This is a genomic window from Haladaptatus rarus (genome assembly GCF_054177585.1).
This window is the reverse complement of sequence record NZ_JBPEHG010000014.1, coordinates 48400-69091: the sequence shown is the minus strand read 5'-3', so window position 1 is coordinate 69091 and position 20692 is coordinate 48400. Positions and strand designations below refer to the sequence as shown.

Below are 20692 nucleotides of genomic sequence, written 5' to 3'. Positions count from 1 at the left end.
TGGAGATCCCCAGTCGATGTGATTCTCAAACCAATTCGTGGCAAATTGTGTGGCAACCTCCGACCGAACTCTCGGCGATAAAGTGGATTTTCACTAGGATACATACATTTTTCAATCAATGAGTGAATCTTAATCACATGGAGATTGCACTCCTCGGCGGTACTGGAGATATCGGTGAAGGACTCGCGCTGCGTTGGGCTCACGATACGGATCATACGATTCTCATCGGATCCCGAAAACCTGAGAAAGCAGTGAGTAAAGCCGACGAGTACCAAACACAACTAGCTGAGCGCGGAATTGAGCAGACGCTGACGGGGTACGGGAACGAGGAGGCCGCAGATCGCGCCGATATAATCGTAGTCAGTGTTCCGCCCCAATACGTCGCTGATACCGTCAAAACTGTTAGCCCGGTACTTGATGAGGATGACGTACTCGTGAGTCCAGCAGTTCAAATGTCGCGTGATGCAGCTGGATTCCATTATGATCAGCCTGAAGAAGGAACGGTAGCTGAGGTCATTGCGGCCGCCGCTCCGGAGGGTGTTCCCGTCGTCGGCGCGTTCCAGAACATCGCCGCTGGTGCACTCAGTAATCTTGATAACGAACTGGCTGCCGACATCGTCGTTACTGGTGACGACGGCGACGCTAAGGCAGTAGTACGATCCTTAGCTGAAGATATCGAGGGGCTTCGTGCCCTTGACGGCGGTCCCCTCGCTAATACCGGTGTCGTCGAAAGCGTTACGCCGCTACTCATCAACCTCGCGATGAACAATGAAGGGATGCATAATCTCGGCGTCCGGTTCCAGTAGAGGCCACAGCACGACCGCTGTGGTGCCAGCATTAGCTGACGACCGACTGGTCAGTAGGCGACGATTCGGTCACGCAGATGCGTAGCGAAAATTTGGTCTCGGAGTTACTTTCAGACCCGTCGGACACCTCGTATCCATGTTTGTAGCACGTTCGTCTGATGCTCCGCTCTGCCGGTGGGTAATCACCCACGACGGTCAGTTCGTCTCCAGGGTCGAGTTCCTGAAGGCACCGGCGGACGATAAGCACAGGTTGCGGGCAAACCAAGCCGCTCACGTCAATCTGCACGGTTTGTTTGTTTGGTACCGAATCACATAATAATTCTGCCTCCCGATGGATTCACGTGCCGACTCCCGTGGGAGCATAGTCAAATTAACTAGTGGCGTTTCCGACCGCCGTCCACAGAGAATCTATCGAGTGTCATCACACAGCAAAAACGGGAGATCGCACGTGGGACACAGCTGTCTTGCTACGGTTTGACCTCTTGAGCAATTTCGCGTGCTTTTTCGAGGTCAAGGTCGATATCGTGAGCCTGGCGGTGTATTTCCTCGGCATTGGCGACAGTTACTTCGCCATCTTCCATGAGAACGTTTCCGTTGACCATCGTGAACTCCACGTCGTCGCCGTGGGCCGCGAATATCAAGTGGGAGAGCACATCGTGCAATGGCGTCGCGCGAGTGAGATTCGTCTGTATGCCTATTATATCGGCGCGCCAGCCTTCACGGATTTTTCCGACGCGGTCAAAGCCAGCCGCCTTCGCTCCGTTAATCGTGGCCATGTCGAAGATAACCTCCGCCGGTGTGACCGTCGGGTTCAGTTGGTCGACTTTCTGGAGGAGGCTTGCTTGACGCATCTCCGTAAACGCGTCGAGCGTATTATTACAGGGCGGACCGTCGTTGCCGAGTGCGACGTTGATGCCCCGGTTCAGATAGTCACAGATAGGGGCGATGCCCGAAGCAAGTTTCATGTTTGATGATGGACAGTGGGTCACGTGGGTGCCCGTATTGGCAAGGATTTCCCGCTCAGACTCATCGGTCCAGACACAGTGTGCGAGCACAACGTCCTCACCGGTGAGTCCAACCTCGTCGAGCCACTGGATATTGCGCATTCCTGTATCCTCTTCGACCGCCTCGATCTCGCTACGGTTCTCGCTGGCGTGCGTGTGGATTCTGACGCCTTCGTGCTTGTCGGCAAGTTCGCGAGCGCCTCGAAGACAGTCTTCGGTGCAGGAGACGGCAAATCGCGGAGTGATGGCGTATCGAATTCTATCGTCGCATGACCCGTGGTACTTCTGTATGAGCCGTTCGGATTCGTTCAGCGCCTGATCGGTATCCTCTAGAAGGCTATCAGGTGACCGCCGATCCATCATGACCTTGCCAAAGATGCCTCGCAATCCCATTTCACCAGCGACCTCGAGGGCGCGGTCAGCGTGTGCAACTGAAAGGTGATCGATAGCGGTCGTGGTGCCGGTCTCGATGAGTTCTAAGTAACCCAACTTCGCGGCTATCTCCATCGAGTCCTCTGTCAACGTGGCCTCCATGGGGAGGATGTAATCGAACAACCAGTCCAGAAGTTCGGTATCGTCGGCGACGCCTCGACCGAGTGATTGCACGGAGTGTATGTGCCCTCCCACCAAACCCGGCATTATGATATCATATTCTTTGTGCTCGTGATCTGGATACGTATCGACGATTTCCTCACGTGTACCGACAGCATCGATTTCTGAACCGACGACGACGACGCCGCCATCGCTGATAACCGTCGATGAGTCGGCGACCACAGTGCCCGAGAGTATCATTCCAACGAACCATCTCAACCTACGGTAAAATATATTTTGACCCCGCTGTCTCCATTGTGGGCAGCGGCCCAAATCTGTGGCAACGGGAACGGTTATCTCGAATTAAAGAGATTCGAGGAGATCTGGTTGGGCTACGATTCGCTAGCTTTCTTTTGGACTGCTTCAAGGAGTACCTCAGTGCCGACTAGGATATCTTCCCACTCGGTGTATTCGCTCTCACGGTGGCTGATACCGTCGACACTCGGAACAAATATCATACTCGTCGGGCAGATCTTGTTGAGGTAGTTTGCGTCGTGTCCAGCGCCACTGACAAGGCGGGTATAGTCGTACCCGAGTTCTTCGATTGATTCTACGACAGTGTCGATACAGCCTTGGTCGAACGGATCGGCGTCGATCCGCATGATTTCCTCGAATTCGTACTCGAGACCCTCTCGTTCGGCAGCCCATTCGATTTCCCGTTGGATACGCTGGACGGCTGACTCGACGACTTCGTCGTCGTACGAACGGAAATCGATGGTGAATTCAACAGTCTCAGGGATTACGTTGATCGCGTTCGGCCAAACGTCGACGCTGCCGACGGTGCCGACGAGATCAGTGCCCTCAGTGGCAGTGATACGCCGTACTGCCTGCACGACATCGCTGGTCGCCACCATCGCGTCGTGTCGCATGTCCATCGGTGTTGGGCCAGCGTGGTTTGCCTGTCCCTCAAAGCTAACGTTCATCCAAGAGAATCCAAAAACCCCTTCGACGGCAGCTACAGGTAATTCCTCTTGCTCGAGAAACGGCCCCTGCTCGACGTGCAGTTCGAAATAGCAGTGGAGGGGTCGAGGTTCACTCGGCGTATCACCCTTATACTCGATGCGCTCTAGTTCCTCCCCGAAGGTTTTCCCATTCTTGTCTTCACGGCTATAAGCGTACTCGACATCGAAGATATCGCAGAACACACCGCTTCCGAGCATATCTGGTTGGAATCGAACCCCCTCTTCATTGCTCCAAGCAACGACTTCGAGAGGTCGTTCAGTCGTTATATTGGCATCGTTGAAGGCTTCGATTACCTCGAGGGAACCGAGGACTCCAATAACACCGTCGTAGCGCCCACCGTTGTATTGGCTATCGATATGGGAACCAAACAGAACTGGATCGAGGTCGGCGTCGCTACCCTCACGACGGCCGAAAATATTGCCTACCTCATCGATCGTGACGCTCAGATCTGCATCCCGAAACCACTCGACAATAGTATTGCGGGCTTCTTTGTTCTCGTTCGATAGCGACGGTCGGTTGACTCCCGCACGATCGGTGGCGCCAATTTCGCTGAATTGTTCGAATCGGTCACGGTACCGCTGATTGTCGATCGTTACATCTCCCATAATCACACTCACTATCAGTACGAACTTTAATTTTTGCAAGATTTGAATCGCGGCACCTCCTTTCTCGAAGAATAACGCAACGAGTGGGTCGTTGACTCCGAGCGAAGGAGGGTGAGATCGCTGAAATTGTGAAATTGCTCCATCTCGCTCGATGAACAGCACTTATAGAATTGCAGTGCGAGAAAACCCACGACTGAAGTCGTGGGATGAATCGCCGTCATTGGATTCAAACACTGAAATCAATAGATTTGAGTGCCCTCACAACGTATCTAGGCGTGTCGATTCGATGGTTTCCCATCGAATTCTGACAGTCCGAAAACTGGCAGTTGACTCGGTGTTTGCCGCATCAAAATGTATGCCCTCGGACTCGCAGACCGACACAAAACAATCAGGTACCTCCGAGTCCTTCACAGGATAGGAGTAACGGGGGCGTGGCACTCCCATCGGCGCGTCGGGTCGAAAACGTAAGTTCCCAAACCAACGCAACCGGGCGTGGGAAGCCCACGACTAACGTCGTGGGAGGATGCCACCCAATGCCCGTCGACGGTCAGGCACACATCTCATTACAGTGTGCCAATGACTCACACAACCGAAAGAATCAAACCTTCGATGCGCTTTGCTCGGCTTATGTCATCAACCTGCACCGAGTCTATCGAATTCCAGAATGCGCGCGTTCTCGATGGAAGCGGACGGAAGGCGTTCACGGCACACGTCCTCGTCGCTGATGGAAAGGTACGACGCATCGCTGATGAACCAGCGGGAGCCGATAATGAAATTGACCTCCAAGGATCCTATCTCGCCCCCGGTTTCATCGATATGCACGCACATTCAGAACTGCGGTTAATCAACACGCCCAGTGCTGCGGAGAAGGTGACGCAGGGAATCACTACGGAGGTGCTCGGGCAGGACGGTGTCAGCGTCTCTCCTGTCTCAAAGGAGTTGAAAGAGGAATGGGCTACGCGCATCAAATCGCTGGATGGCGAACTGGAAGAAGAATGGTCTTGGCTAACAGTCGGCGAGTACCTTGACGAACTTGCATCGACTGGGACGGCCGTCAACGCTGCTTACTATGCACCGCACGGGAATCTTCGGTCACTCGTTGCCGGCTTCGAAGATGACGAACTCTCAGATGGTGACATCACCACCGTCCAAGAAGAACTTCGGAACGCGATTCAAGAAGGCGCATTTGGGATGTCAAAGGGAATGATCTACCCTCCAAGTTCTTACGGTCGAGATCCGGAACTCGAAGCGTTGGCGTCGGTGTTAGCTGAATTCGACTCGTTCATGATTTCCCATGTCTGGAACGAGACAGACTACGTCGTTGAGTCGATCGACCGGTACCTCGATATTTGTCAGCGTGCCGGCTGTCATGCCCATGTCTCGCATCTCAAGGTCGGTGGCCAACATAACTGGGGAAAATCCGAGGAAGTTTTAGAGCTATTCGATGCAGCGCAAGCGGCTGGCCAACGTGTATCCTTCGACCAGTATCCGTACACGGCAGGTTCGACTATGTTGACCGCCCTGCTACCACCGTGGGCGCGACAGGGGGACACTAAAGATATCGTGGAGCGACTCAAAGAGAAGGACTCGGTCGAGAAAATCGCCGAAGATATCGAAAAACCAGGTGAATGGGAGAACCTTGCGAAGGCCGCCGGGACATGGGACAACATCCTTATCACCCAAACTGCGAGCGGTAATCATCAGGGTGAAACAGTCGCTGAGATTGCCAATGAGAGGAACGTTGACCCTGTCAAGGCAATGTGCGTGTTACTCGTTGAAGAGGATCTTGATGTGACGATGGCGGATTTCATCATGTCCGAAGAGGATATCGAGCGGTTCCTCGCCGATGAAAGGGGTACCTTTTGCACCGATGGTATCTTCGGTGGCAAGCCGCACCCACGTGCTATCGGCACGTTCGGACGCATCCTTGAGAGGTACGTCCGCGAACATGAGGTTCTTTCACTGAGGAAGATGGTTCACAAGGCCGCCGGGAGGCCTGCTGACATTCTCGGCCTTCAGAATCGTGGTTACATCAAAGAGGGCTACGTTGCCGATCTCGTCGCCTTCGATCTAGAGACGGTGACGGAAAATGCAACGTACGAAGACCCATATCAACTCACGGATGGCATGCAATACGTTCTCGTTGGCGGTGAGATCGCCGTTACAGATGGGGAAACAACCGGGCAACGAAACGGCTCGGTTCTCCGATCGACCGACGAGTGGCAGGGTGAGAAACGCCCGCGACTCAATCGCAAAGCCTCAAGCGAAATTACCTCGGAGTAATCGAAGCAGACGGTGGCAACCGAACCAAATCAGATACTGATCGGCAGTTTGGCGGCCCACAAATTGCTCACATTTTCTGTGGTTGAGTGAGGATGGTAGACACACCCATAGTTATTTATGAGGTGTTGGTATACTTTAAAGAGGACTCTATGAGTGCTAGCAATGAGGTAAGCGACCGAGGAGACCGTGTTGGCCTTTACCTACAAGACAAACATCCAGTTCGAGAGAACATGGAACTCGTCCAATATGCGGAGGAGCAGGGATTCGACGAGGTTTGGCAGGCGGAGTCACGCTTAGCCCGCGATGCCATCACGCCCATGGCGGCGTACGCCGCCGTAACTGATGACATCAAGATTGGTTCGGGTGTGATCAACAACTGGACGCGCAACACCGCGCTCATCGCTCAAACGATGAGTACCTTGGAGGAACTTGCTGGCCCGAACCGCATCCTCTGTGGTATCGGAGCCTGGTGGGATCCACTCGCCTCAAAGGTCGGTATTGATAGGTCGAATCCACTTCGGGCGATGCGAGAGTGCGTTGAGGTGACGAAGCAGTTGCTGGACATGGAGAACGTCACATACGATGGTGACTTCGTCAACGTTCGCGATATCGAGCTCGACGTTGTTCATGGTGACGCTGGGCCACGCACAGTACCCGTGTACGTGGGTGCAACGGGATTCACAATGCTTGAGTTGACCGGTGAATTTGCCGATGGTGCCTTATTGAACTACCTCGTTAGTCCGGAGTACAATGAAAAGGCACTCGACCATCTCGAGAAAGGTGCTGAGCGTCAAGGTCGGACACTCGACGATATCGACCGCCCGCAACTAGTCGTCTGTTCCATGGATCATGACGCCGACAAAGCCTTGGACAACGCTCGAGAGCTCATTACACAGTACCTTGGACAGCAGCCACACATCATGAAGGCCAGCGGAGTGAGTCAGGGTCTTATCGACGAAGTCGGCGAAGCTATCGGCGGGTGGCCTGCCGACAAAGACGATATCAAGAAGGGAATGGATCTGATCCCCGACGAAGTTGTCCACAAATTGACTGCTAGCGGGACACCCGACCAGTGCCGGCAGAAAGTTCGAGAGTATGCAGAAACTGGTTGTCAGTGTCCCATCCTGTATCCGTTAGGTGACGATCCGCACCTCATGATCGACGAATTCGCCGATGGATATCTGTAAGATACGACTCTCGAAGATTGGTACACGTAACGTCGTTGCAGTCCGGCACTAGCCGGATGCTGTCGCACGTGGCATCCCACTCCCACCTACGGGGGTGTGAGAACCGACGGAACTACATCGGAATGCTATTTTCCGATCGGCTGTACTCGTTTTTTCCAACGCCCTGGCTCATCCACAGTTGGAACGAATGATTTTCCGTGATACCGTCTCGCTGTGATCAGTCGTCGGTGGTCATTGCTTCGGCGTTCCCGTACAGCTTCTGCACCTCCGAGAGATCAGGATCGATACGTTGTACGTCGCTGGTGGCTTGTTTGGCGCTCTCGGTGTCCTTTAGACCAAATCCGGTGGACGTGACGACTACGCTCTCGTCGGATTCGATGAGGCCCTCCTCGAGACACTTTCGGACGCCCGCAACAGGTGTCGCGCCAGCTGGTTCAGAGTAGATTCCCTCAGAGCTCCCGAGTAACTTCTCGGCCTCAAGGATCTCTTCATCGGTGACGGTGACGGATGTGCCACCGCTCTCTTCCAGCGCTCGACAGGCCTTAATGATATTTCGTGGGCGGCCGACAGCGATACTATCAGCCAGTGTATTGGCGATCTCATCGACATCGTCGTGGTCGTGGAAGGTGTCGTGTATCGCCGAGGCACCCTCAGCCTGAACGCCCAGCATCTTCGGTGTCTCTTCTACGTAATCGAGGTCGTAGAACTCACGGAACCCTTTCCACGCCCCGGCGATGGTACATCCATCACCCATCGAAAAGACAAACCAGTCTGGAATCTCACCCCGAACCTTCGACTGCTCGGCTAGTTCGTGACCGACCGTGCGTTTACCTTCGACTTGGAACGGATTGATTGCCGCGTTGCGGTTGTACCAGCCATACTCATCGGTGACTGTCACACTCAAATCATATGCTTCGTCGTAAGAACCGTTGACCGCGAGGACGTCAGCACCGTAGACGAGTGGTTGTGCAAGTTTACCGGCGGGGGCATCACCCGGGACGAAGATGCGACAGTCAAGCCCACCACGTGCAGCATAGCCAGATAGTGAGGCCGCCGCGTTCCCAGTCGATGCACAGGTGATGATGTCTCGGCCCGCGTGCTTCGCCTTCGTGACGGCGATCGAGCTAGCTCGATCCTTGAAGCATCCAGTTGGGTTACGGCCATCGTCCTTAACGAGCGTGGTAACCCCAAGTTCGTCACTGAGGTTCGGCGCATCAAAGAGATCCGTTCCGCCTTCGTTGAGCGTCACGGGCACAGCGTCATCGTGAACGGGAAGGAAGGCCTCGTATTTCCACTGACTGCGGATATCACCGTCCAAGTCGACGTTGAAATTGTCGTGGACGATGTCGTAGTCATATTTGACTTCAAGAATGCCCTCGACATCCTCGTGTTCTGGACAGGTGTAGATTATCTGGTCGGGATCGTATTCCTTCCCACAGATGGTACACTCTAAGGCGGTCACGTGATTCATTGCCATAGGAAAGAGAAGAGAGCGATACTACATAAAAACCCCGCCGTGATGGCATCGAGACAAGCAACAAGGTGCTGTGCCATAGGTGTGTGTCTCCTCTGCAAGAGACGTGAACGTATTGTATACAGATTGATGACGCCGTCGCGCTGACGAACCTTTTTGTCGGATTAGCATGGTGGTACTCGTATGGCGGACGTATTCAGAGCTGGGATTAGTGGCCCGAGCGGCCGTATTGAGTATACACATCGCCCAGAGACGGATCAGTCGTTCGAAAACGCTCTCGAGAAGGCGAAGGCGGGCGAACGACTCACAGTCGCAGATGGCGTTGAGTTGATCACAACCGGAACTGACCATCCCGCAATCGATCAAAGGCGGAAAGAGGAGGTTCTCCGAGTGGCAGACTATCGACGAGCGGAGATAGTCGGTGAGGAGGTCACCTTTGTCGCGAATATCAATAATAACGTTACGACGGCCTGTAACACGGGCTGTCTATTTTGCAACTTCAAGAACTCTGCTGGTAAGTTCGAGATAGAATATGCAGAGAAACACGACGGCTTCACGAAGACGCCATCGGAGTCTCGGAACATCGTCCGGGACGCAGTGAACCGCGGTATTTACGAAGTTTGTTCGGTAAGCGGCCTCCATCCCGCGCTCGTTCTCGATGACGACCATCGTGAGATCCTGGAATCGAGCGAAAGGGCTGACCTAAACTACACCCCGCCATCGGCGTATGATGTCGATCCTGGTACCTATTGTGAACAAATACAGGCAATGAGTGTGGATGGGAGTCACGTTCATTCGATGACTCCCGAGGAGGCCTATCATGCCCGTCGCGGGACGAACTGGAAGTACGAAGATATCTACTCGCGGCTAAAACGTGCAGGGCTTGACAGCGTTCCAGGGACGGCTGCGGAGATACTGGATGATGAAGTTCGTGACGTTATCTGCCCCGGGAAGATCGATACAGACGAGTGGATTGCAGCAATGGAAGCAATTGCGAACGTCGGCCTGCCGATGACGGCGACGATCATGTATGGACATGTTGAAAACGCGAAGCATCGAATCCAGCACTTGAAGGTCATTCGGGATCTTCAGGACAAAACCGAGAATATAACTGAATTTGTTCCTCTCTCGTTCGTGTATCAGAAGACCCCTCTTGCCGAATACGGAATCATCGACAGAGGTGCCACCACGGACGAAGATGAATTGATGATCGCCGTCTCTCGGTTGTTCCTCGACAATATCGAGCATATCCAGTCTTCGTGGGTCAAATTTGGCGATGAGCAGGGACTGAAAATGCTGAACTGTGGTGCTGATGACTTCATGGGAACGCTTCTTTCCGAGGAGATTACAAAGCGTGCAGGTGGTGATCATGGTGAGTTCCGCTCGTTCCAGGATTTCGTCGATATGATCACCGCAATCGGACGTGTCCCTGTCGAACGGTCGACAGACTACGAGCGGCGTAGGCGAATCGCCCCGTCGAAAGAACCTATTGGACCCAAACTCGGATCGCGCGCCGATGGAACTCCCCTGCTCTGATCGATTCCTCCTTGCTGTGAACTGCGGAGTTCTCTGCTACTGTAACGATAAGCCAGAAAAAACACTCCAGTCACTGTGCCAAAGAATCAGGACATTGCTTCTCTCCGAATGAACTCCCCGTCACCCGGGGACGATAGCACTTCATGCTCCCGTGCAGCAACCTTCCCATCGACGATAACAGTATCAACACGAGCAGACCATCCGCGACCTTCATAGGGCGTCCAGCCACCGTTGAACGTGAGATTCTCGGCTGACACTTCGTAGTCGTCCTCGCGTAAGAGGACGATATCTGCATCTGTCCCCTCACGAAGTAGGCCCTTTCGTGGATAGATACCTGCCTCTTGGGCGGGGCGGGCGCATACGAGTTCGTGAAGACGTGACCACGTGAGTCGGCCCTCGTGGACACCCTCACTGACGAGAAATTCGAGCATCGTCTCGATGCTCGGAAGACCAGCGTACGGCTGCCAGATGTTCTCCCACCCGCGCTCGCGGTCTGCACGATAGGTGGGGAAATGTTCGCTGGCAATGAGGTCGATCGTTCCGTCTTGGACAGCCCGCCATAACCGTTCCACCTCGGTAGCCGACTTTAGACTCGGATTGACCTTCAAAAATGGCCCACGTTCGGCGACATCGTCCTTGGAGAACGCAAGATAGTGGGGGCACGTCTCTAACGTGACTGTTGTATTCATGCGGGATTGGAACCGTGCACCTTCACGTGCGCCACTTCCGCTTGAGACGTGGACGACGTGTACCGGACAGTCAGTATACTCTGCAAACCACCCAACCCGGTTGATAGCATCAAGTTCCGCCTCAAGGGGTCTTGAGTCCATATACACCTCAGGTTCATCGCCCTCGATTTCTCCCCGAGCGTGATTCAAAATCCCCTGCGTCTCACAGTGAACACGTACTTTCCCACCAGCGGTTCCGACTTTGGACATCAATTCAACAATCGTCTCGTCGTCAGCGAGATAGGGTTCTGCAGTGAACGTTTTGAAGTCGCGTGTTCCCTCGGTCATGAGAGCCTCAACATCGATCGAAGGATCTTCGACGTTCCCTGCGACCAAGCCAAAATCGATGTGCGAAAGGTTCTCGCACGCTTTTAGTTTGTCCCGAAACGCCTGCGGAGTCGTGATGGGGGTCTGTGTTGGAAGTTCAACGACAGTCGTGACCCCACCGGCGACGGCACTCGCCGTCTGGGAAGCGAAATCAATGCCGTCGGGGAACAACTTCTCATCGTGCATGTGATTGTGAACGTCTACGACTCCAGGGAGTGCGACCATCCCTTCAGCATCGATGTGTTCCTCCGGAGAAGGGACTTCGGTCTCGAGTGCGGAGCCGATCGCTATCACCTCACCGTCATTGATTGCGATATCGCCGTCTCGAACACCAGTCCCACTCACTATTTGAGCGTTTGAGATGAGACAATCGGTCATGCCTCAATTCACTGTCGGTACAAGTAAAACAGTTGCCGAAAATGTAATCTGACAAACTATAAATCAAATTCGAGTTGCATTTGCCATGCGCATCGGCGATTTATGGCACGGTACCGAACAGATTCACAGCTACTCGTGGTTATAGTTTACAAGCTTCTTCCCCAGTTTTGTCAGTTTTAGTAAAAATAGATTTTTGTGCGTTACTAGCAATCCACATGATGTGATACTGAATGCCGGCACGCTCATCACGATGAATGATGAGCGCGAGATAAGAGAAGAAGTACACGTCGTCATCGATGACGGCGAAATCACCGAGATCAACGATGGATTTGAGACAGGCTCTGAGGTCGTCGATGCACGTGAGGAGGTTGTCATCCCAGGACTTGTCAACTGTCACACCCATATGTATGCGTTACCGATACGAGGCGCACCGCTGACGGCAGAACCACAGAGCTTCTACGAGGCGCTCGTCGATATTTGGTGGAAAGTCGACGAGACCTTTACACTGGAGGACGCTCGGTTATCCTCACTTGGTTCGTGCACCGAGATGCTTCGAGGCGGGGTCACGGCTTTTTGTGATAACTACTCGGGACCAAATACGCTCCCGGGAGCACTTGACGCCGTTGCTGAAGGTGTTTCTCAGACACCAATTCGAGGGATGATAACCTTTGAGACAACGGCTCGCAACACGGAGGAAGAAGCGTTGGCCGGTATTGAGGAGAACAGTCGGTTCATCGACGATGGTGAGGATGACTATGACCGACTTAGAGGACATTATTGTCTACACACTCTGTTCACAAACACCGAAGAAGTCGTTGAGGACTGTGTCGACCAGGCATTGACTGATGATCGTCCGATCCAGATCCACCTTGAGGAGGGACTCGTCGATGTCCATCGTTCGATCGAGAATTACGGTAAACGGCCCGTTCCTGCTCTAGAGGAGATGGGCTTTTTCGACGCTGATATCATCGCTGCCCACTGTGTTCACTCGACGGAAAACGAAATAGAAATCCTGGGGGAACACGATGTGAGTATTGCCCATAATCCGTATTCTAACACGAACAACGCCGTTGGAATCGCCAACGTCGAGAAGATGGAAGAGGAAGGTCTTACGATCGGTATCGGTGACGATGGCTGGGATCCCGATATGTTCGAGACGATGCGGTCTGCGGTCGGCATCCACAAACTAAAGAAAAACAACCCTAGTGGCTTTGATATGGCAAAAGCCCTAGAGTGGTCAACTATCGGCTCTGCCAGCGTTATGGGTATGGACGATGAGATAGGGAGTATCGAACTAGGAAAACGCGCTGACTTCGTCACACTGGATCTCGGTCCGAATCCGGTTCTCCCTGGAAGTGCTCCGTATTACGTCGTGAGCGCGGCAAGCGCAGAAAATGTTACTCGGACGATTGTTGGCGGGGATATCGCGTACGATCAGAATGAGGGTGTACGTGGCGTGGACGATGCAGATATGGATGCCGTTGGCAACGTGAGTGCCAAACTTTGGGATCGGCTCTGATCTCGAAAGTTACTCGTCTCTTTTCGTTAGTCGCGTAGAGATTCGGATGATCGATCTATAGACCCAAACTCGTCGGTATGCAACTGTCCACATTTTGGAAAGATCTCTCCCCGATGCAGTTTTCCCCGCTTCTGTTTTTAACAGACTAAGTGTGTTAATCTCTGCGTTAGGAAGAGGAGCGTCGGGTGTCGACTTTGATTAACAGACTAAGTCTGTTAATCAGGTCTGTTTCAACGAAAATCGCATAGAAAGGGGAACCACCATCGCGGGCAGCAGTGTGCCGCGTTTCCGATATCCAATTTTGGTCGCAAGGCGTATACGCTCCAACACAATTATTAAGACGAGGACGAAAAAGCAGGTAATGGATACGGAAAATGGTTGCAAAGTCGACCATGTAATCGATCGATATGAACTCGAGGAGGTGAATTCTCGCTATGCATCCATCGATGACCGATTACTCGCACGGTGGATCGGAGATGAAAGACACACCGCCGAAGGGTATCGATCACTGACAGAGTGGTTCAACAAACGTCTGCTTCGGCAAGTATTCAATGAACACGGTCGTGACGCCCTTGGTGCCCGTATCGAACATGATTACGAACTGTTAATTGGAGATGATGACCTCCTCCGGGAAGAAGTCACAGAAAGTCTGGAAGCCGACGGTATTGATGCTGAGCAAGTTCGCAAGGATATGGTGTCGTGGGGAACAATGCGGACACATCTGCTCGACTGTTTGAACGGAGAAAAAGAGCAGAAAACGAGCAGTAGCGGGTGGGAACGCGAAAGTATTGAGATGGCGAAGTCGTTTACCCGTGGGAAAGTTGAAGACGCCCTTTCTTCGTTGGCATCAAAAGACAAGATCGACGGTATCGAGACATCTTCAGTATCAGTTCAGATCCAAGTGAGTTGTGACGTCTGTCCCACTCGGGTTCCGCTTGAAGTGGCACTTGAGCAAGGCTACGTTTGTGAGCAACACACGGCAATGAACACGGAAACTAACGCATGACTTGGAACATCGAAATCGAAAACATCGCCGGAATTCTTAGCGGAAGCACAGAAATCCAATCGGGACTAAATGCAGTTCGTGCCTCGAATTGGCAGGGCAAATCAAGCTTTATTGAGTCAATTAAGACTGGTCTCGGAGTCTCAACGTCACTTACTGAAGGCAAAGAACGTGGACAAGTCCACCTTCAGACCCCTGAACACGACGTTTTTGTCGAACTCGTCCGCAAAAACGGAACTGTGCATCGGAACGGTCAGCCGTATCTTGAGGACGAGTACGATGTTATTCGAACCCTGCTATTCAGTTGTCTGGATGAACAAAACGAAATTCGACGGGCCGTTCGAGAGGGTGAGAATCTCGAAGAAGTGTTGATGCGTCCGCTGGACTTTCAGAATATCGACGAACAGATAGCAGATTTAAAACGAGAACGAGACCAAATCGAGTCGGAATTTGCCCAAGCAAAGGAGGCGAAAAACAGACTGCCTTCGGTACAAGAGAAGGTCACACGGATCGAAACTGAACTTGAAGCCCTACGAGAGGACTACGACGAACTTACTGGCCCAAATGATGAGAAACAAGCCTCATCTGCAACATCCAGTCAGAGCCAGTTAGCACAGGCTCGATCTGAGCGTGATAAAGCTGAAAATCAAATTGAACGCCTCGAACGTAGTATTCAACGACTTGAATCTCGTCTGCAAGACAAACAAACGGAACTCGAAGACATCGAAGTCGTGGAAGACAATAATGTGGAATCAGAACTCGTTGCAGCACGAGATCAATTACAGGATACCAAACGAGACGCCGAAGTGTTGCAGTCTGTATACTCTGCGAATGAGATGGTTTTGAATGAGAACCGTCTCGACCTTCTTAGCGAAGTTCAGCGAGAACTAACGGGTGATAAAATCAGTTGCTGGATTTGTGGCAATGAGACGCGTAGGTCTGAGGTGGAAGACCAGCTTGATGACCTCGGTGAGAAGATTGTCGATCTGCGCTCGAAAATCAAGTCCCATCGCGACGAGGTGGAACAGTTAGAAGCCCAGCGGGAAGATATCAAACAGAGCCGACGACGCAAGCAGGATTTGGAATCAGAAATCGGCGCCCTCAAGGACAACTTGGCAGATCACGAACAGAGCCTTGAAGATGCAAACGAGCGTCGTCAAAATGCCCAACAACGCGTTGAGGAATTATCCGAATCTGTCGACGAGACCGTAGAGAAAATTACAGACATCGAGAGTGATATCAAATATCGCGAGGCCGAGTTAAAGGATGTACAAGATGAACTCGGAGCTCTCGAAAGCCGTGCGAATCAGATGGAGATGTTGGAGACCGAACGCGACGAACTCATATCGGAGATTGAGGACTTACGGAACCGTAAGGACCAGATCAAGTACGAAGCACGAGAGGCCTTTGACGAAGCGATGAAGGAGATCATTACGCGATTCGATACTGGATTTGAAACGGCGCGACTAACATCAGAGTTTGATCTGGTGGTGGCCCGAGGAGGTCGAGAGGCAAGCCTTGACGCTTTGAGCGAAGGTGAGCTTGAACTTCTCGGGTTCGTGACGGCGCTTGCCGGCCACAAATCGTTCGACGTTGCGGATGTCACCCCAATTATGCTCGTCGACGGCGTCGGCGGCCTCGACGACGAGAACCTCCACACGCTCATTGATTATCTTCAGGAACGTGTAGATTACCTCGTTTTTACTATTTACCCAGAGTATACCTCATTCGAAGGAGCAGAAATCGACCCCTCTGATTGGGAGGTGGCGACCGACCAGCAGGCGACGGCGGACTAGGCTTTTACACAAATTCGAGGAGAAAGCTCACGACTTTAGTCGTGGAAGTAGTCACGAATTAGACTGCATTTGGCGAGTGATGTAGCCTGCAATACGATTTCGGAGATGGATGGAACGGAGGTCAGTGAGATTTTTCACTGCATTCCGGTTCCGGTTAAATTCCTCCGTAAAGGTGTTTGGATATTGGTTTATGAGACGATTCCCGATACTCATAACGTCGTTCGACTCCACATTCATTTATTGTACCTGCTTTTTACACCTTACACTATAAGGATTTTCGTTACACGAATCTGAGGGCGTTAGTGAAATTCCCCTTCCCACTCGCTTTCAGCTTGCACGAATTATATGTATAACGCCGTCACGGTCGGCACATCATGTTTGGCGGCGGAAATCCGCCCAACAGTCCCACTGAAGGGCTTCTACGACAAAATTCATGTATGGGTCGATATGAATGTGGCACTCTTTGGACGCTATCAGAGAGGGTTAGTTCCGTCTTCTAAGCGATCATCGAGGCCAATCTGCTGATAAAATTCTGCGAGCGTAAGATCGTCTTGAGTGGCCGAGAGACGACCAGTGACAAATTTGAGAAGGTCAAGTTCGGTGAGTAGGCGTCGAGTATCATCATAATCTGTTTCGAGTCGCTGCTTCACTTCGGAAACAGTTCGAGACTGATTGATAACATCGACAAACTCTCGAAGGGTTAAATCCTTCAAGATGCCTATTCCATCGGTTCTAACAACTTCCGTAGTATCGTCCTGATCCATCGACGCGAGTACTTTTGCTACAGACTCACCACCGTAGTTTGTTTCCTTGTTTTTCTTTGAGGCCGTAATCCCTTCACGCTCGGAATCAATCGCATCATCCGTGTCACTGCCGGTCGACTTTCTCTTGTTCTTCTCATCCTTTGGATTGTGAATACCATGTTTCATCATATATCGACGAACTGTTTCGGATGTGACGTCGACGTCGAGTGCCTTTGTCATTTGAGGAAACGTTTCGTAATTCTTGTAGACGGTTTGCAGCGCCTCAGGATCTTTGTATGCAGGAACACCTGGTACTGATGATGTGACAGTCTCGATGTTTGGTGATGACTTCTTTTGCCGTGGGGTGGATGCAATAGGAGCCGATTTTTTGAGAGACTCTGTCGGAATCGAAACGGACATCTCGACCTCTAATCGCTCTTCGGTTAATTCTGTATCCTCTGCTTCGATAATGACGCTGTCACAAAATTCTATCCCACTTAGAACTGGGATACCAGCACAGATATCCATCCGTAGTTCGTCCACGTCGTCTGTTGGTTGTTCACTTATTGAGATGTTCCGCACCTCAATATCGTTATGCTCTAAACACCCCAGTATCTCGGCTAACTCCCCTAGTGCGGTGCTAACCACCATGTCCACAATTCTTTATTAGATATGCATTAATGTTCGTGGTAAGAATCGGTATATCTTCTATCAAATTTAAACTGTTCTTTCCCAGAATCTCTTTGTAATCAGTTACCATCCACCATGCAGAGGATTAGTTCGGTGTAATTAATACGAAAAAATCCATTAAATGCATTGATCTATTGATGGTTCACCAGAATATATTCTGTAATAATAGGTGAATTTCACGATGTCATATTGGGCGAGTTTGTCAATTATCTCAGTCTCGACCGGGGTTTCCACGCCATCTTGGAGAAAGCACGCGAAGTAGTCCTTTACCTGTTCGGGTAATTCATCGAAGTGTGAGACATCACCATCCGGTGGCACTGATTCAATACGCTGAATTGTAATTTGCGACCCCATGTTATGCTAACCCGTGCCATGATTCAGTGCCCAACAACTTCAATATATCGCTGCTGATGAGAATGTCTATGTAACTCACTATGTAGTTCCTCCGCTTTACGTGCCTACGGCTGAGACAAATTGCTAGCCCAAACCTCAGTCTTCAGGCAGAGGAAAAGCGGGAGGCGTGCTAAACCAGTCAATGACCGTGTGTGATGCTGGATTTCTAGGATCTCTCAGGTTCAAAACCGACCACCGCGATGATAGTCACTCACCGGTGCCAGGAATTCAGATGGGGCTTTGTTGACCGCGCCACAGCCCTACACTCGAGAATGAGAGTTCATCCATAGTGTGTCATTGGAATCTACTGTGTGCGGGTTGGAACCTCGAAGACCACTACTGGTTGAACTCCCATTGGGAATGCTACGTCGTTCACGGTATGGAGGAGGATGATGCAATAGCGTTCCTCTACAGGTGAAGTAGGCTAGTTTCTTCTGGGATTGACAACGAGACGATTCACGAGTAAATCCATAGCTTGGTTCGAGGGGATTTGATCCGGACGTTGTGTACAGACTGTATACTCACCATACACAACTTGGACACATCAATTGTGTTCCTATAGTGTTTCATTTATGTGGCGATGTTGGAAGGGGCAAGAATTATTGTGGCTCCAAGTCAATAGTTACCAAATGGCGGTCGACGCTCACGACATAATGAGTATCGGAGATGACTTGTTGAACGGGTATCCAGATACCTTTAGTGAAGATTTTGCAACGAACAAACGGAAGGTAGAGCAGCTCACTGAACTTCGATCGAAGCGCGTTAGAAACCGAATTGCTGGATACATCACACGTAGACATAATCGTGCCAAATCAGAGTAACGTATGAATTTGGTAAGTTTCGCTATTATAAAATAGCTGTAATGTAAAGTACTAAGATGGTGTACACGCACTGTATACACAATGGCAACGATTAGAGTTCGCGATTGGACCAAGGAACAAATAGAGGTGATTCGAGAAAAAGAATCGCATTCGTCGCACGATTCAGTTATCAAGGCGCTCCTAAAGGATCGAGAGTTGGCAAAATTCGCTGGCACTCCACTCAAAAGAGAAGAAAAAGAGACGAACGATACCCCCGCTGAACCTACAGATAAAGTTTTCTCTGATTTAACTGTCCTTGCGGAACTCGACCACGCTGAAAACGGTGTCCTGTTTCTCTGGTGTCCAAATTGTGGGAACGAAATTGCACATCTCGGCGTTGAGAACCCCATCTCGATCCCTATATTTGAAATGGAATGTCAGCGGTGTCTCTCCCGTCTGAATCAGCACGCGATCGTCGGTATCGAAATTGGTTATCCTATAGAAGAACGAATAGTTGAAGAAACGTTGGACAAGGATCTAAGAGCATGTGTCATAGACTACTGGGACAGAACAATACAACGGATAGCCACTGAACCAAACCCTGAGGAAGATCTCGATGAAGAACAGTTGATACGACAATTTGAGGAATATCGAGACGAATTTGGATGGGACTGGCCGACAGACATACCGGTTATCGGATTAAAATCTGGCGAAAAATATTACAATAAACAAACAAATGCTCGTATAGAAGTGATGGAACAAATGGCTGAGGACAGAAACTCAGCAAAAACCTATCGAGTAAAGAAACTCTCTAATGATGATGGCAATGCAGAAGCTACAACAGAAGTATGGAAACCAACCACAGTTATTGATCTTATCCTCAGCCGTAATCTCTACGTAGAATAGCGAATCTACAACAATGAGCGACGAATGTAAATTGCGAAAAACTCCGTTCCGAAGGGTTGAGGACTATGAGTAATAAGAAAAGAAGTAAAACGACGATAGGTATTATATATTCTCCTACTATTTTAGTCAATATTTTGTGGTTCATTCTATCATTGGCCTACGGAGGGGTTATATTCTACTTGTTTCTGCTTGGACCCTACGACGGCGGAATTGTACTGACCGTAATTATTATGTCACTTTCTATATTGTTAGTTTTTGGCTCAGTTCAGCGAGTTCGTACAAGTAACCAATTTAAAATACTATCCTGTCTACTGATGATCGTTTATGGTATTGATGGTCTTTATCACAACGAAGAGTTACTCCTTTCCTTATTTCTTCTCTTTGCCTCTGGTGCTATACTATATGAAAGACTCATTTCACATACTTCTAAATGATGAACTAATGACTAGTATTTTAATATACCAATAACGAACTTAGTAATGTCGAGGAAGTCCTTGGCTAATCGTAGTGGAAAAATGCATTTCTCCCGAACGAAGGCAAGTTGGTAGCACTACGGTGTCAAGGCAGACGAAGGTAAGCGATTTGAACGGTGGTTTTACTCGCCTGTCCAGCACAACAGCAACCGATAACGATACTGTACTAGCCGATGTTTGTAAACCAAATCCCCGATCGGGATCTTCGATCTGCACAGAGTCTACCGCTGACTATGAGTGCTCTAAGAAAGTTCCATTGCTCAAATCTGGTGCATTACTTCGGACTACACAGAACAACTACTTCGAGAATAGATATATTGGTGCATGTCGGTTACCTCGCCGACGCACTCCTTCGACAGAATACACAGTAGGCAACTCACCATCTGTGCGCCGGTACCCTTTCCCGGCGCAGAAAAACTCTCCAAGCGAAGTGAACGTGCACTCAATATCTCGCTACTCGTCTGTGAGTTCACGTGGCCCGGTTCGC

At 50.9% G+C, this 20692-nt stretch carries 16 protein-coding genes; 9 read left to right on the top strand and 7 right to left on the bottom strand.

Going from position 1 to position 20692, the window contains the following annotated elements; genetic code table 11:
* The first annotated feature begins 137 nt into the window (after positions 1-137).
* The gene (npdG, locus tag ACR3FE_RS22000; protein WP_458209833.1) at positions 138-806 is read left to right on the top strand and encodes an NADPH-dependent F420 reductase; all 669 of its coding nucleotides are present in this window, start codon (positions 138-140) and stop codon (positions 804-806) included.
* Between the two features lie 31 nt (positions 807-837).
* Here the strand turns inward: npdG and ACR3FE_RS21995 are convergent, their stop codons facing one another.
* The 3 genes from ACR3FE_RS21995 to ACR3FE_RS21985 form a co-directional block, all read right to left on the bottom strand.
* Positions 838-1080 carry a sulfurtransferase TusA family protein gene (locus ACR3FE_RS21995; RefSeq protein ID WP_458209905.1) on the bottom strand — a complete coding sequence of 81 codons (243 nt, stop codon included), beginning with the start codon at positions 1078-1080 and terminating at the stop codon, positions 838-840.
* Positions 1081-1273: 193 nt separating this feature from the next.
* The gene (locus ACR3FE_RS21990; protein WP_458209832.1) at positions 1274-2602 is read right to left on the bottom strand and encodes a 5'-deoxyadenosine deaminase; all 1329 of its coding nucleotides are present in this window, start codon (positions 2600-2602) and stop codon (positions 1274-1276) included.
* Positions 2603-2733: 131 nt separating this feature from the next.
* Positions 2734-3969 (bottom strand): Zn-dependent hydrolase, encoded by a 1236-nt coding sequence (locus tag ACR3FE_RS21985; protein ID WP_458209831.1) that lies wholly within the window; start codon positions 3967-3969, stop codon positions 2734-2736.
* 627 nt (positions 3970-4596) lie between these two features.
* Here ACR3FE_RS21985 and ACR3FE_RS21980 point away from each other — a divergent pair.
* Together ACR3FE_RS21980 and ACR3FE_RS21975 are read left to right on the top strand one after the other, a co-directional pair.
* A complete protein-coding gene (locus ACR3FE_RS21980; RefSeq protein ID WP_458209830.1) occupies positions 4597-6252 on the top strand; it encodes an N-acyl-D-amino-acid deacylase family protein in 1656 nt (551 codons plus the stop codon).
* A gap of 149 nt (positions 6253-6401) precedes the next feature.
* The gene (locus ACR3FE_RS21975; protein ID WP_458209829.1) at positions 6402-7439 is read left to right on the top strand and encodes an LLM class flavin-dependent oxidoreductase; all 1038 of its coding nucleotides are present in this window, start codon (positions 6402-6404) and stop codon (positions 7437-7439) included.
* Positions 7440-7656: 217 nt separating this feature from the next.
* On the opposite strand, the gene thrC is transcribed toward ACR3FE_RS21975, so the two are convergent.
* A complete protein-coding gene (thrC, locus tag ACR3FE_RS21970; RefSeq protein WP_458209828.1) occupies positions 7657-8916 on the bottom strand; it encodes a threonine synthase in 1260 nt (419 codons plus the stop codon).
* 180 nt (positions 8917-9096) lie between these two features.
* On the opposite strand from thrC, the gene cofH reads away from it, so the two are divergent.
* The gene (gene cofH / locus ACR3FE_RS21965; protein WP_458209826.1) at positions 9097-10449 is read left to right on the top strand and encodes a 7,8-didemethyl-8-hydroxy-5-deazariboflavin synthase subunit CofH; all 1353 of its coding nucleotides are present in this window, start codon (positions 9097-9099) and stop codon (positions 10447-10449) included.
* An 86-nt stretch (positions 10450-10535) separates the two neighbouring features.
* Here cofH and ACR3FE_RS21960 read toward each other — a convergent pair whose 3' ends face one another.
* On the bottom strand, positions 10536-11882 hold the full coding sequence (locus ACR3FE_RS21960; RefSeq protein ID WP_458209824.1) for a dihydroorotase: 1347 nt from the start codon (positions 11880-11882) through the stop codon (positions 10536-10538).
* A 220-nt stretch (positions 11883-12102) separates the two neighbouring features.
* Between ACR3FE_RS21960 and ACR3FE_RS21955 the strand changes: the two genes are divergently transcribed.
* From ACR3FE_RS21955 to ACR3FE_RS21945, 3 genes are all read left to right on the top strand, one after another.
* Positions 12103-13401, top strand: coding sequence for an amidohydrolase family protein (locus ACR3FE_RS21955; RefSeq protein ID WP_458209823.1), 1299 nt, complete (start codon positions 12103-12105; stop codon positions 13399-13401).
* A 361-nt stretch (positions 13402-13762) separates the two neighbouring features.
* Positions 13763-14407, top strand: coding sequence for a rod-determining factor RdfA (gene rdfA / locus ACR3FE_RS21950; protein ID WP_458209822.1), 645 nt, complete (start codon positions 13763-13765; stop codon positions 14405-14407).
* Positions 14404-16200, top strand: coding sequence for an archaea-specific SMC-related protein (locus ACR3FE_RS21945; protein WP_458209820.1), 1797 nt, complete (start codon positions 14404-14406; stop codon positions 16198-16200). Before rdfA ends, ACR3FE_RS21945 begins: the two co-directional genes overlap by 4 nt.
* 51 nt (positions 16201-16251) lie before the next feature.
* Here the strand turns inward: ACR3FE_RS21945 and ACR3FE_RS21940 are convergent, their stop codons facing one another.
* Together ACR3FE_RS21940 and ACR3FE_RS21935 are read right to left on the bottom strand one after the other, a co-directional pair.
* On the bottom strand, positions 16252-16437 hold the full coding sequence (locus ACR3FE_RS21940) for a 30S ribosomal protein S17e (protein WP_458209818.1): 186 nt from the start codon (positions 16435-16437) through the stop codon (positions 16252-16254).
* A gap of 236 nt (positions 16438-16673) precedes the next feature.
* Positions 16674-17594 carry a DUF8073 domain-containing protein gene (locus tag ACR3FE_RS21935; RefSeq protein ID WP_458209817.1) on the bottom strand — a complete coding sequence of 307 codons (921 nt, stop codon included), beginning with the start codon at positions 17592-17594 and terminating at the stop codon, positions 16674-16676.
* 1061 nt (positions 17595-18655) lie between these two features.
* Between ACR3FE_RS21935 and ACR3FE_RS21930 the strand changes: the two genes are divergently transcribed.
* Together ACR3FE_RS21930 and ACR3FE_RS21925 are read left to right on the top strand one after the other, a co-directional pair.
* Entirely contained in the window at positions 18656-18847 is a 192-nt protein-coding gene (locus tag ACR3FE_RS21930; protein WP_458209816.1) for a 30S ribosomal protein S17e, read from the top strand.
* 81 nt (positions 18848-18928) lie between these two features.
* Complete coding sequence (locus ACR3FE_RS21925) at positions 18929-19732, top strand: hypothetical protein (protein ID WP_458209815.1); 804 nt, start codon at positions 18929-18931, stop codon at positions 19730-19732.
* The last annotated feature ends 960 nt before the right edge of the window (positions 19733-20692 follow it).